General features: G+C 47.4%; 15 protein-coding genes. 2 read left to right on the top strand and 13 right to left on the bottom strand.

Annotation, left to right across the window (positions count from 1 at the left end; translation table 11 throughout):
* Window positions 1–61 precede the first annotated feature (61 nt).
* Complete coding sequence (locus KQY15_RS09915; protein WP_217669043.1) at window positions 62–628, bottom strand: BON domain-containing protein; 567 nt, start codon at window positions 626–628, stop codon at window positions 62–64.
* Window positions 629–786: 158 nt separating this feature from the next.
* A complete protein-coding gene (locus tag KQY15_RS09910; protein WP_217669042.1) occupies window positions 787–1,242 on the bottom strand; it encodes a hypothetical protein in 456 nt (151 codons plus the stop codon).
* Between the two features lie 191 nt (window positions 1,243–1,433).
* Here KQY15_RS09910 and KQY15_RS09905 point away from each other — a divergent pair, with 191 nt between their 5' ends.
* Complete coding sequence (locus KQY15_RS09905; RefSeq protein ID WP_217669041.1) at window positions 1,434–2,780, top strand: sigma-54 interaction domain-containing protein; 1,347 nt, start codon at window positions 1,434–1,436, stop codon at window positions 2,778–2,780.
* 66 nt (window positions 2,781–2,846) lie between these two features.
* On the opposite strand, the gene KQY15_RS09900 is transcribed toward KQY15_RS09905, so the two are convergent.
* The 10 genes from KQY15_RS09900 to xerD form a co-directional block, all read right to left on the bottom strand.
* Window positions 2,847–3,023: a DUF1328 family protein gene (locus KQY15_RS09900; RefSeq protein WP_213996625.1), complete on the bottom strand. Its 177-nt coding sequence runs from the start codon at window positions 3,021–3,023 to the stop codon at window positions 2,847–2,849.
* A gap of 193 nt (window positions 3,024–3,216) precedes the next feature.
* Complete coding sequence (locus KQY15_RS09895; protein WP_217669040.1) at window positions 3,217–4,332, bottom strand: AI-2E family transporter; 1,116 nt, start codon at window positions 4,330–4,332, stop codon at window positions 3,217–3,219.
* 52 nt (window positions 4,333–4,384) lie between these two features.
* Entirely contained in the window at window positions 4,385–4,636 is a 252-nt protein-coding gene (locus tag KQY15_RS09890) for a hypothetical protein (RefSeq protein WP_217669039.1), read from the bottom strand.
* Entirely contained in the window at window positions 4,614–5,084 is a 471-nt protein-coding gene (locus KQY15_RS09885) for a hypothetical protein (protein WP_217669038.1), read from the bottom strand. The genes KQY15_RS09890 and KQY15_RS09885 overlap by 23 nt, the downstream gene beginning before the upstream one ends.
* Window positions 5,085–5,086: 2 nt before the next feature.
* The gene (locus tag KQY15_RS09880; protein WP_217669037.1) at window positions 5,087–5,416 is read right to left on the bottom strand and encodes a DUF883 domain-containing protein; all 330 of its coding nucleotides are present in this window, start codon (window positions 5,414–5,416) and stop codon (window positions 5,087–5,089) included.
* A 282-nt stretch (window positions 5,417–5,698) separates the two neighbouring features.
* Window positions 5,699–7,219, bottom strand: a complete 1,521-nt coding sequence (gene lysS, locus KQY15_RS09875) for a lysine--tRNA ligase (RefSeq protein ID WP_217669036.1) — start codon at window positions 7,217–7,219, stop codon at window positions 5,699–5,701.
* A gap of 40 nt (window positions 7,220–7,259) precedes the next feature.
* Window positions 7,260–8,358, bottom strand: a protein-coding gene (gene prfB / locus KQY15_RS09870) for a peptide chain release factor 2 (RefSeq protein ID WP_217669035.1) whose coding sequence is annotated in 2 segments (ribosomal slippage) — window positions 7,260–8,282 and window positions 8,284–8,358 — 1,098 coding nt in all. Because the reading frame shifts where the segments join, the coding sequence is not laid out codon by codon here.
* Window positions 8,359–8,491: 133 nt separating this feature from the next.
* Window positions 8,492–10,222, bottom strand: coding sequence for a single-stranded-DNA-specific exonuclease RecJ (gene recJ / locus KQY15_RS09865; RefSeq protein ID WP_217669034.1), 1,731 nt, complete (start codon window positions 10,220–10,222; stop codon window positions 8,492–8,494).
* Window positions 10,223–10,315: 93 nt separating this feature from the next.
* On the bottom strand, window positions 10,316–11,050 hold the full coding sequence (gene dsbC, locus KQY15_RS09860) for a bifunctional protein-disulfide isomerase/oxidoreductase DsbC (protein WP_217669033.1): 735 nt from the start codon (window positions 11,048–11,050) through the stop codon (window positions 10,316–10,318).
* A 32-nt stretch (window positions 11,051–11,082) separates the two neighbouring features.
* Entirely contained in the window at window positions 11,083–12,000 is a 918-nt protein-coding gene (gene xerD / locus KQY15_RS09855; RefSeq protein ID WP_217669293.1) for a site-specific tyrosine recombinase XerD, read from the bottom strand.
* 135 nt (window positions 12,001–12,135) lie between these two features.
* Between xerD and fldB the strand changes: the two genes are divergently transcribed.
* On the top strand, window positions 12,136–12,654 hold the full coding sequence (gene fldB, locus KQY15_RS09850) for a flavodoxin FldB (protein WP_217669032.1): 519 nt from the start codon (window positions 12,136–12,138) through the stop codon (window positions 12,652–12,654).
* Window positions 12,655–12,675: 21 nt separating this feature from the next.
* Here fldB and KQY15_RS09845 read toward each other — a convergent pair whose 3' ends face one another.
* On the bottom strand, window positions 12,676–13,362 hold the full coding sequence (locus KQY15_RS09845) for a tRNA1(Val) (adenine(37)-N6)-methyltransferase (protein WP_254795630.1): 687 nt from the start codon (window positions 13,360–13,362) through the stop codon (window positions 12,676–12,678).
* Window positions 13,363–13,424: the final 62 nt, after the last annotated feature.

Raw genomic sequence — 13,424 nt, 5'->3', positions numbered from 1 at the left:
GCCTTTTCAGACCGGTTCTTTATTTCTGGGGTTTTGATCATGCACCTGGCATGCCATCAGCTTAGTAGTTTTTCTTCGCTACAGTCAGCTGGTTATCAACCCGCTTCACGTCGTTAGTTTTTTTGGCGATAGCTTCAGCTAAATCTTTTTCTGCATCAGAATCGACTTCGCCTTTTAGCACCACTACGCCGTTTTCAACGTCCACGTCAATCGCGGTACCACTGGTTTCCGATTCAAACAGCAACCGGGTTTTCACCACCGTAGCCACTTTAGCATCAGTTAAACCGCCTACGTCTTCGTCGTGGTCTTTTTTATTCCGCATTTTGCTGTCTTTGACAACGGTCAACTTATTGTCAACTGACGTTACGCCTTCCAGATTTTCAATTAATTCAGCGGCAAGAGCTTTATCCACTTCCCGGTCTACTTTACCGGTCAGGGTAACTTTACCATTTTTTACATCAGTATTGATATCAAACGAATTCAGGTTACCGTTCAGCAGTAACGTCGTTTCAGCTTTACCATCTATCCAGGCATCCTTGGCGCCATCTTTCCAGTCATTGGCAGTTGCTGTTACTGAAGTACCAGCCAATGCAACAGTCATCATTACAGCTAAAGTAGTACGTTTCATAAAATCACTCCTTTGTTGTGAGACACTATACTTATTGCCAGTTTGATGCCAACTTTCCAGAACTTTATAAGTTATTGTTTTAATAATGAATGTGATAATGACATTCATTTATTGTTAATTTTTTAATTGTATTTTTAACTTGTACACCGGTAAATATTTCATATTTTACTGTTTAGCAGTAACGGGCAGAGTTGGTCAGTAACAATTTGCAGACCCGCTGTCAGATTAGCCAGCGCTTTCGCGTTGTCCGCCGCAGTCAGAAGCCGGTTTAACCGCTTAAAAGTATCAAGCTGCCAGCGAAGTTGTTGTGGTAATTCAGCTAACCAGGTTTGCTTTTCGTCGGCAGGCTCGGCAGCGTAACAGCGATACCATTGGCAAATTGCATTGATGTCCTGATCGCTGGTAACTTTAATATTATCCGCAGCGGCAAATAATTCAGCCTGCTGATGCAGCAGTTCTAATTCAATAAAATAACGACGAATATTAATATCGTTTACAAAAGGCGCCGTTCGCTGATAAAACAACCTGGCCTGTTCACTTACTGCCACTACCAGACTTAATACAGACTGATCACCCTTGGTATGCTTAACTGTTCTTGGGTCGTATGCCAGCACAATTTTGCCTCCTTATACATCTACTCCCATTAGTTCATATTCAATTCATATACCAAGTTTAAGTTCATGATTTTTAATAATAATTAAAATTTACGTTTTACTTTTTATGATCTTCCAGTAAATTTTACTAATGGCCATTGTTAATTTTACATTGCTGGACTAGAGTAGTTCACCACTACAGGAGTGATGCTATGAGCAAGCCCAGGCTTTTTATTCATCTGCATGACCAGCAACTGGCTGAAAAAATATTGCAGTCACCGGTAGTCAGGCAATTTATTATTGTTAAAAGCAGCAGTAGTTCAGCCTGGTCAGATCAACTAGAGCAACAGGATTGTGATTTGGCGCTCATTGAATCTGACGACAGTGACAACGATGAGTATCAGCAGTTGCTGGCAAGTAAAGTGTTAACCACAATTGACTTTATTTTTATCAGTAGTGGCACGCCAAATGAGCGGCTGGATACGTTAATGCGCCGGGGCGCGGGATACCATTTCAGGGAACCTCTGGATTTTGGCTCGGTTATCGATACCCTGCAGGATTTCTATCAACAACTGAGCACTGATCGAAAACAGGTTAAAGCCACCTGCAGTGAACTGGACCAGTTTGGAATGTTGGTTGGGTCGTCTAAACCTATGTTGAAGCTTTACCGGACTATTCGTAGAGTAGCCATTACTGAAGCTAACGTGTTGATAGTTGGCGAAAGTGGTGCAGGTAAGGAACTGGTTGCTAATACCCTGCATCTGGCCAGTTTACGAGCCGACAAACCCTTTGTGGCAATTAACTGTGGTGCGCTTAGCCCGGAGTTAATTGACAGTGAGTTATTTGGCCATATTAAAGGCGCTTTTACCGGCGCGCACCGGGATCATCAGGGAGTGTTTGCCCAGGCTGAAGGTGGCACTCTGTTTCTGGATGAAATTACTGAAATGCCAATTGAGCAGCAGGTAAAGTTACTGCGGGTACTGGAAAATGGTGAATACCGGCCGGTAGGCAGTGATAAAACCGCCACCGCAAATGTCAGAATAGCCGCCGCAACAAACCGCGACCCGATGCAGGCGATTGCCGAGGATATGTTGCGGGAAGATCTCTATTTCCGGCTGGCACAATTTCCAGTAGCCGTGCCCCCCCTGCGCGACAGAGATGAAGACATTCTGGGCCTTGCCCAGCATTTTCTGGCATACAGAAATGTGCAGGAGCAGCAAAGTAAACAATTTTCAGCACCAGCGCAAAGCCTGATAGCCAACCATTGCTGGCCTGGTAACGTGCGGGAATTAAAACATGCTGTCGAAAGGGCTTATATTCTGGCCGACAGCCTGATAGAGCCAGAACACTTATTGTTGGATGAACTCCATATTGATAGCACCGATAACCCGGTAGCAGACACCATCCCGGCCGGGGTGCGCCTGGATGAGTTAGAAAAAGCGGCAATACTGCGCACGTTAGCCAAAAATGGCGGCAATAAAACCGATACCGCGCAGCAATTGGGTGTTAGCGTAAAAACCTTGTACAACAAGTTGGAAAAGTATCAGTTAGAAGGCTGAGAACTTTATAAAAAAAGCCACTGCATAGTAAGCAGTGGCTTTGTTATTGCCTGGCGTTGGCTTTAATTACATCTTTGGTGTTCGGCCTCTTAAAGCACCGGCAAGTAACGAGATAACCAGCAGCACAATAAAAATAAAGAAAATAATTTTAGCAATACCTGCTGCAGCTCCGGCAATCCCACCAAAACCCAGTACGCCGGCAATCAACGCGATAACTAAAAAGGTTAATGCCCATCCTAACATTTTTGCTCCTTAGTGCATGATTCGCACTTTTCCTGAAAAATCCACTTAAGCTAATGCGAATGGCATGCCAACAACCAGTAAAACATAAGCTGTTGATATTTATAACCTTTTAAAAAGCGTCTTAGTAAAGGTTGAATTATAAAGCTGGTGATCAGAAATAATTACTTACTGTCAGGTAACTTTTTCCTGACAATTAATTATTGTTATCTGCACTGCTTTCAGCACTGAGTAAAATTTGCCAATAAGGTAATAATTCGAAATGTGAGGCAATAATCTTCAGACACACTAATAACGGAATCGCGATTAGCACCCCTACTGCCCCCCACAGCCAGCCCCAGATAAACATCCAGATCACCACCAACAGTGGATTCATATTAAACCGCTTGCCGAGTGCCATAGGTGTAACCAGCTGCGACTCTATAACATTCAAAACCAGAAATGCGGCCGGTACCAGTAACACCTGGCCCGGGCTTTGAAATTCGATAAACCCCACCGCTGTTAGTAACAGCGTCAGAACAAAAGGCCCAAGATAGGGTGCAAAATTTAAAATCGTTGCCAGCACACCCCATAATAACGGGTCAGCGACGCCTATTATGCTAAGTACAATAAAGGTAGCCACTCCCAGCATGGTATTAATGACAGTAATGACCAACACATAGCGGCTGATGTCCTGTTCAATCGTCTGGTACATTTTAACCAGATTCTTCTTTTCATGCAGGGTTGACGCAGCACGTACTATATTGCGCAGCAAGGTGCCCCCGAACAGTAAAAATAAATAGGTAAGAATGATCACTGTCGCCAACTGAACCAGCATTATTGCAGTGGTTTGTGCCAGCATTGACAGCAGCGGCAGAAAGCTGGTGCCCAGAGCAGAGTTCAGCGGGTTTTCTTCTTCCTTTGCAGCTGCTGATGTTGAGGACTCGGGTAACATCGATGCCTTTAGGGAGTCTAGCGATTCAGCCACACCATCAACCTGCAGTGCCAGTTTACTGCTGAGCAAAGGCAGGCGTTCCAACCAGGTTGCGGCTGGAGTGTACAAAAGGCTGACACCGTAACCTACACCGAAAATAATCACGGTGAGGATCAGTAATGATGATAAAGGCTTAGGACATTTTAATCTGACCAGAAACCGGACAGCCGGACTGGCAAACAGTGCTATCAGTGCCGCTACAATAATTGGCAGAAGCAAACTGCGCGCAAAATATAAGGTATAGAGCACTGCCAGCAATGTCAGAATTTTCAGGGACAACTCGGCATTTAAGCGACTTAATCTTGCCGATTGCCTTGCAGGAATTTGCCCGGTGCTCAACGAGCTGACTCCTGATCAATTCTCATTGCTGTTTTCGTCACTAATTTCGTCACTAAAGTAACCGCCGCAGCCACTGCACTGCACCAATACCACGCATGGTCTTCACCATGGCATTTCGGCGAAACTGCATCAGCATTCCGGCACTGAAACTAAGCGTAAGGCCGGGGGCTGACCCTAGAAATTGCTTGGTACGCTGTCCGGCAAGCCATAAATATGCATGACGTAACTTCTGACGTTTCTGAAAACGGGCCGCACACTGCTGTAATTTTCGCTTGTCTTTTTTAATCAACAGATCTATTAACATTATTGCCTCCGGCCGGTCCAGTTGAGAACCGCAGGATTTCCTGAAGCTGAGCCAACGTGTTACTAAAGCCTACCTGCTTTAACGCATATCGCATATTTCGCAAGCACCAGAACAGCATTACAATTTGTAATCCAAACAATAATGCCGCCGTAAGCGGTACTGATGCTGTAGCCTGATACAATAAGTAACCGGCAAATGCCAGTACCGATCCCCAGAACATAATCACCCCAGCGCCAAGCGCTACCAATAAGCCAGCAGCCAGCATTAAGCTGCGGCGAGATAAGGCCATTTCAGCGCGGGCAGTTTGTTTAGTAAGCTGGGCTTGTTCTTTATATTCGCCGGCAGTAAGACTCAGTAACGCTGCTATCTCGGTTAACTGAGCCATCACCTTTTCAGGCAATGGCTCATTTACTGAGTGTTTCGGCTCAGGTTCACGCTCTTCAGCCATACTTAGCTGCCACGACGAAGCAGCGCGCTTACCAGCATACCTGCAGCAAATGCAATACCTGCTGCTGCCAGTGGGTTTTCCTGCGCAAACTGTTTACTGCGCTCGTAAGAGCCCTGCATTTGCATTTTCAGTTGCTCCTGCTTCTCATCGATCGTGGCTTTCGAACTGGCAGCAGTTTTACGTAGAGAATCTTCTGCTGATGCTGCTTTTTCAGCCATAGCATCAACTGCATGATGGGCAGCTTGAGAAGCTTTTTCCGTGACAGGCGAATTAATTGCAGCATTGCTGGTTGAATTGCCTGCATTAGCAGTGCGAGCTTGAGTTGTAGCCATTGTAAACCTCCTGCTTATTGAACAAAAACACGCTTGCACTTAGTAACACTAGCTAAGCACACTGTGTATTGGTAAAAGTATCTTAATAACTGCAATGCTTATGCCAGAACAGGGAAATAAAAATAGATCAATACAATCAAAAACTTAAGAAATACCAATCTGACAGAAGCGATAAAGACTGTGTCAGTATAGTGTAGAAGTTACCTGACGACAGTAAACATTACAGGTAATACTGAAATAAAAAGCCAGACCGGAGTCTGGCTTTTTATTTATTGAAAATAATTACTTATCGTGTTGCAGCCGCATATGTGGGAACAAAATCACATCGCGAATTGAGGCTGCATCGGCCAGTAACATTACCAGGCGGTCAATACCTATGCCCTGACCGGCTGTGGGCGGTAGGCCGTGCTCCAGCGCAGTAACAAAGTCTTCATCGTAAAACATTGCTTCGTCGTCGCCGGCATCTTTCTGCGCGACCTGCTCCCGGAAACGCTCAGCCTGATCTTCAGCATCGTTTAATTCGCTAAAGCCATTGCCCAGTTCACGGCCGCCAATAAAGAATTCAAACCGGTCGGTGATCTCCGGATTATCATCATTACGCCTGGCCAGTGGCGATACCTCGGCCGGGTATTCGGTAATAAAAGTAGGATGGCGCAGCTTGGTTTCGACAAGTTCGTCAAACACTTCCATCAAAATACGGCCATGGCCATAATTGGCTTTTACTTCAATACCAAGACTTTTTGCCAGTTCAGCTACCGCTTCCCGCGTCGCCAGTTGTTCTTTGGTCACGGTCGGATTGTAGTGCAATATAGAGTCAGTCACTGACATCCGCGCGAACGGCTTGCCAAAGTCGAACACTTCGCCCTGATAAGGCACTTCCGTGCTGCCCAGCACATGCTCTGCCAAACCACGGAATAACTTTTCGGTTAAGTCCATTAAGTCGTTGTAGTCAGCATAGGCCCAGTAAAATTCCAGCATGGTAAATTCAGGGTTATGACGGGTCGAAACACCTTCATTGCGGAAGTTACGGTTAAGCTCAAACACTTTTTCAAAGCCACCTACCACCAGTCGCTTTAAGTACAGCTCGGGTGCAATCCGCAAAAACATTTGCATATCAAGCGCATTATGATGCGTTTCAAAAGGCCGGGCTGATGCACCACCCGGTATTGCCTGCAGCATTGGCGTTTCAACTTCTAAAAAGCCTTCGTCGTTAAAAAACCGGCGAATATAAGCCACGGTTTTGCTGCGGACAAGAAAAGTATGTCGAGATTGCTCGTTAGAGATAAGATCCAGATAACGCTGCCGGTAGCGCGCTTCGTTATCGGTTAAACCATGGAACTTGTCCGGCAGCGGCCGCAGCGCTTTAGTCAGCAACCGGATATCGCTAAGCCAAACGGTTAATTCGCCGGTCTGAGTTTTAAATAAATGACCAGTTGCGCCAATAATGTCGCCCAAATCCCACTTTTTAAACTGTTCGTTGTACACGCCTTCCGGCAGGCTGTCGCGGGCCACATACAACTGAATTTTGCCACCCATATCAGCGATAGTGGTAAAACTGGCTTTACCCATTATGCGCCGGGTCATAATACGACCACCCAGGCTAACGGTAATTTTCTGCGCCTCCAGCTCTTCCTTACTCAGCTGATCATATTTGGCAATCAGCTCAGAGGAAATGCTGTCGCGCCGAAAATCATTCGGAAACATAAAGCCGTCTTCACGTAGTGCCGTTAATTTATGTTTTCGCTCAGCAATCAGTTTGTTAACGTCCTGAATTTCGTCATTTGGGTTATGCTGTTCAGCCATTTTTGATTCCTGAGTCATGTGAGTATTAGCGTTATAGTACTTATAAACCGGCTTTTAAGCTGGCTTCAATAAACTTGTCGAGGTTACCATCCAGCACTGCCTGGGTATTACGGGTTTCAATACCGGTACGTAAATCTTTAATCCGCGAGTCATCCAGTACATAAGAGCGGATCTGACTGCCCCAGCCGATATCCGACTTGGTATCTTCCAGCGCTTGCTTCTCGGCATTTTGTTTCTGCAATTCAAACTCGTACAGCTTGGCCCGCAATTGTTTATAGGCATTTTCACGGTTTTTGTGCTGGGAGCGATCATTCTGACATTGCACCACAATATTGGTGGGCAAGTGGGTGATCCGAACTGCAGAGTCAGTCCGGTTAACGTGCTGACCACCGGCACCCGACGCCCGGTACGTATCAATCCGTAAATCGGCCGGATTAATTTCAATTTCAATATCATCATCAATTTCCGGCGCAACAAACACCGAAGCAAACGAGGTGTGGCGGCGGTTACCGGAATCGAAAGGACTTTTGCGGACTAAACGGTGCACACCGGTCTCAGTACGCAACCAACCATAAGCGTAATCGCCACTGAATTTGATAGTACAACCCTTAATACCAGCGACATCACCATCTGTTACTTCATACAATTCCGGTTTGAAACCTTTGTCTTCGCCCCAACGCAGATACATCCGCATCAGCATGCTGGCCCAGTCCTGTGCTTCGGTACCACCAGAGCCTGCCTGAATATCCAGATAGCAGTCATTCTGATCATTTTTACCAGAGAACATCCGACGAAACTCCAGTAACGCCAGCTGTTTTTCCAGCTCAGCTAATTCTGTCTTGGCCTCTTCAAAGGTTTCATCGTCTTCAGCCTCAACGGCCAGTTCAACCAGACCGGCAACATCTTCCAGGCCCTGATCCAACTTGTCGATAGTGCCTACTACCTGCTCGAGTGCTGAGCGCTCTTTACCCAGCGCCTGGGCTTTTTCCGGGTTATTCCAGACAGCAGAGTCTTCCAGTTCACGGGTAACTTCTTCTAAACGCTCTTTTTTGCCATCATAGTCAAAGATACCCCCGAAGCACATTGGTGCGTTCAGTCAGATCTTTAATGCTGTTGTTTACCGGATTTACTTCAAACATGGGTTATCTCAGGCCTTGAAACGGTCGAAAAAATTGTTGCGGATTATAGCAAAGATATGGCTGGCAGTGCAGCCATCTGTTGATGTTTTTCTAGGTTGGTCTGGAGATCGCCGCAGACTGCTGACAAATAACCTTAGTTTCGCGCCAGCATATGCCTGACAATAAGCTGTAAGCTGTATTTATCGCGGTACTCATTGATATCCAGCTGATAAGCCAGATGCACTTTTTTAACGTTTACGTCAGGCCAGGTTTTTGTATCGGCATTAAACCAAATTGCATCAACTAACAAGCCATTCGGCCCTTGTAACATCAATTTCAGGTGACGCTCGGCCAGCATTTTCTGGTTTACTAAAACAAACTCGCCATCAAATACCGGTTCCGGAAATGCCTGGCCCCAGGGGCCGGCATTTTGCAGCAACTGCGCAAAGCCAATATCAAAACAGTCTGCTGCCAACTCACCATCACTGTAAACCACGGCTGTCAGTTGCTCGGCAGTTAAGTGTCTTTTAGCGGTTAAACTCAGCGCCAACTGAAAGGTTTCCAGTCGATCAGCAGCAATCGTTAAACCTGCCGCCATGGCATGGCCACCAAACTTTTTAATCAGCCCGGGGTACTGGCTGGCAATTTCCTCGAGTAAATCACGGATGTGTAAACCCGGAATGGAGCGGGCCGAGCCTTTCAGCTCACCGTTATCACCTTCGGCAAATATAATTGTTGGCCGGTGAAACTGCTCTTTTATTCTGCCGGCCAGAATCCCTATTACTCCCTGATGCCAGTCACTGCGATACAAGCACAAACATTCTGGCAGATTACTGCCATCAAACGACAGTTTGCTTAAAAAAGCCTGAGCTTCCAGTTGCATACTTTGTTCTATTGCCCGGCGCTCAACATTCAGGGCATCCAGCTCAGCCGCATACTGGCGGGCAAGCCCCAGGTCGGGAGCCAACAAACAGCTAATGCCCAGCGCCATATCGTCCAAGCGCCCGGCAGCATTAAGCCTGGGGGCCAGAGAAAAGCCAAAATCACTGGCCGTTAGCTTTTCAGCCCGCCGGTTAGCCACATCTATTAATGCCTGAATACCCGGCCGGCATTTGCCACTGCGAATGCGCATTAACCCCTGGTGCACCAGAATCCGGTTGTTGCTGTCTAATGCCACCACGTCTGCGACAGTGCCAAGGGCGACTAAATCAAGCAGTTCAGCAATGTTAGGTTCAGGCAGGCCTTTGTCATTGAAGTAGCTTTGCTGGCGTAACGTGGCACGCAATGCCATTAGCAGATAAAACGCCACGCCAACACCGGCCAGTGCTTTACTTTGGAAAGTGCAGCCAGGTTGATTAGGATTAACGATAGCATCAGCATTGGGCAAGACATTGCCTGCTAAGTGGTGATCGGTAACCAACACTTTAACGCCGGCCTTTTTGGCTAACGCGACGCCATCCACTGCCGAAATGCCGTTATCAACGGTGATAATAAGTTCAGCCCCCTGCGCCACCACTATCTCAGCCAGCTCAGGTGTTAAGCCATAACCGTACTCAAACCGGTTCGGCACCATATATTCCAGATATTTAAAACCAAACGCTTTTAAACCGGCCATTAACACGGCAGTGCTGGTAGCACCATCGGCATCAAAGTCGCCAACAATGACGATATGCTGCTGTTGTTGCAAGGCATCAACCAACAGCTGTACCGCCTGGTCAATGCCTTTTAATGAGCTAAAGGGAAGCAAGCCGGCTGCCCCACGCTCCAGCTCCGACTGATTACTGATACCACGGTTCTGATATAGCCGGCGCAGCACCGGATGCAGGTTCTCTGCTATAACCTCACCGGTTAGGGGTTCCCGCCGGCTGATTTGTTTTAACTGCACGCCTGATACCTGCTAAATATTTTAAACGGCGACTTTACGAAAAGGCGATAAAGGTTGTGATAAGCAGACTGCAATCTTCTTACCTCAACGCTGTCAGTTTGCCTCAAATTGTTTTAATAAACCGGCAACCGGTTGGTAGCCCGGAATAATCCGGCCGGTGTCAAGAATAAGAGCCGGTGTGCCGTTTATGCCGAACGACTGGCCTAATTCATAATGTTTTTTAACCGGGTTGTCACACATTGCCGGTGGATTGCGTTTGTTGTCTTTTGCCAGGTCCATCGCCTTTTGCTGATTACGTGAACACCACAAGTGTTGCATATCCAGTGCAGTTTTACTGTTTAAACCGCCCCGGGGGAATGCCAGATAACGAATGGTAATACCGGCATCGTTATACTGCTTCATTTCACTGTGCAACTTTTGGCAATAACCACAGGTTGGGTCGGTGAAGGCATACACTACGTGTTTCTCATCTTTTGCTTTGTATTCAATATAGCTGTCAGCTAAAGCGGGCAATTGCTCTGAAACGTAGCTGCGCATTTGCACATCGTTTACCAGCTCAGCTTTTTGCAAATCAAAAATATTACCTTCAATAAAAAAGCGGCCGTCGCTGCTGGTAAAAAACAGGCCGCGCTGAGTAAAAACCTGTAATAAGCCAGGCATCGGGCTATTGGCTACCGCATTAACCTGTAAGCCCAGTGGCGCCAGACTCTGAGAGACTTCAGCAAGATCCGGAGCCTCGCTTGCCTGCTGTGCAGCAACGTTAGCGCTTAAGCCAAGGCTAAAACCCAAAATGCCCAGTGTAAGAGCGCCTGATAACCAGTTTTTCATAAGCTTTCCTAATTTAGCGTGGCTGATACCTGCTAGCCACGCGGATGATGTTGTTGATGCAGCCGCTGCAGTCGTGCCTGGGCCACATGGGTATAAATTTGTGTTGTTGATAAATCACTGTGCCCCAGCAGCATTTGTACTACCCGTAAATCGGCACCATGGTTCAGTAAATGAGTGGCAAATGCATGACGCAGAGTATGTGGCGACAATGCTGCCTGAATACCCGCTACTTTCGCATAAAACTTAATCCGGTGCCAGAAGGTTTGGCGGGTCATCTGGCCGCCGCGACTGCTGGCAAACACTAAATTACTGTCACCTTTAACAATATCGGGCCGGGCTTGCTGCAAATAACGGCTCAGCCAGTCCTGGGCTTCCTCGCCCATGGGTACCAGCCGCTCTTTATTGCCCTTACCCAGCACACGCAGCACTCCCTGATTAACACTTACCTGTTGCAGGGTCAGGCTAATCAGCTCACTAACCCTTAAGCCACAGGCATAAAGCAGTTCCAGCATCGCTTTATCGCGAAACTGAATAAGCTCATTGCAATCAGGTGCCTGTAACAGCGCTTCCACATCCTGCTCTGACAAGGTTTTCGGCAAACTACGGCCAATTTTCGGGTTAACCAGTTCGGTTACCGGATTTACCCTACAGCGTCCGGCTTTATGGTAATGGCGGTAAAACCGCCGCAAACTGCTTAACATACGGGAGCTGCTGCGCGGGCTCAGTTGCTGCTGATAACGGATAGCCAGAAACTGATTAATCAGCTGGCTGTCGGCATTTAATAATTGCCGCTGTTGGCCTGCCAGAAAACGTCCAAACTGAGTTAAGTCACTGCCATAAGCACTTAATGTGTGCTGGCTGACATCTTTTTCCAGCCATAGCTGGTCCAGAAACTGCTGGATCAGGGCCTGCTCGGCCGGTTCAAGCACTTGGGTATGTTCCGGGTTCATTGTCCATGGCCTGGCGGCGGTATCGCTGAAATTTGTGGCTATCTTAGCCGATTGCCGCGTCAGGGCATAGTCTGGCTTGGGCAGCACCATCAGCTTCTGCTACAATGCGCCGCAGAACCAGTTGGCGGAACTCAGATGAAAATAGGCTTATTTTACGGCTCAACCACCTGCTACACCGAAATGGTGGCAGAGAAAATTCAGGCATTAATTGGCGCAGATGTTGTTGACTTACACAATATTAAAACAGTGCCGCTGGCCAGAATGGCCGACTATCAACTGTTGATCCTGGGGTTATCAACCTGGGATTTCGGTGAAATTCAGGAAGACTGGGAAGCACACTGGGACGAGATCAGCCAGGTTGACCTAAGCGGCAGAACAATTGCCATTTATGGCATGGGCGACCAAATAGGTTATGCCGAATGGTTTATTGATGCCGTTGGCATGTTGCACGAGGCTATTGCCGGGCAACAGCCCAACCGTATCGGTTTCTGGCCTGCCAGTGGCTACGACTTTATTGCCTCTAAAGCACTGACTGCGGATGGAGAGCTGTTTTATGGTCTGGCGCTGGATGATGAAAACCAGTATGAGCAAACTGACGAGCGCCTGAACGCCTGGGTCAGTCAAATCCTGACTGAGATCGCAGAACAGCTTTAAGCAACGTATCGCCAGAAAACATCAGAAATTAAGGTAAAAATCGCGCAGTAAATGCCGGTACTGCTCACTGTACCCCCCGGTATCGCAATAAATAACCAATTGCTGCAGAACGGGCTGGCACGGCTGACGTTGCCACTGCATTAAACGCCTAATCGGTGCTTTATCCGCCCTGCTGTACACCTGACAAACAGCACTGGCAAACCAGCCGTGCAGGCCAGCTTTATTGCTAAAGTGTTCTGCCGCTGCCTCTGGCAGGATCAACGCAAAACTACCCGCTGGTGTTAATAGTTCTGCCGCTTTTGCCAGCAATGATGGTAAGGGCAAACTTGCAGTATGCCTGGCCTGATTACGCTTTGGATCAGCGCCCTTAAGTGCATTGTCAAAAAAAGGCGGGTTAGAAACGATTAAAGCGTAACGTTCAGCAGGCTGATAGGTTAGAATATCGCCTTTTAGCAGTTGCAAGCGATGGGCAAAGGGGCTTTGCCGGAAATTAAGTTCAGCTTGTGACGCAGCGGCGGTGTCCAGTTCAATGGCGGTTATTTTCGCCTTTTGCGCGCGCTGCGCCAGCATCAGGCTGATTAAACCACTGCCGCTGCCGATATCTAAAAATGAGTTTCCAGCAGCGGTTGCAGCAGTAGTTGTGCCGCAAACCATGGCTGGTAAGCTGGCCCAGGCTCCCAGCAATAAGCCATCAGTCCCGACTTTCATTGCGCACTGATCATGGGCCACGAAAAATTGTTTACACTTAAAACCAGCTGACATTTTCACCT

The sequence above is a fragment of the Arsukibacterium indicum genome (genome assembly GCF_019100565.1).
In the GTDB taxonomy this organism is placed as follows: domain Bacteria; phylum Pseudomonadota; class Gammaproteobacteria; order Enterobacterales; family Alteromonadaceae; genus Alishewanella; species Alishewanella indicum.
This window is presented reverse-complemented; position numbering and strand designations above follow the sequence as displayed.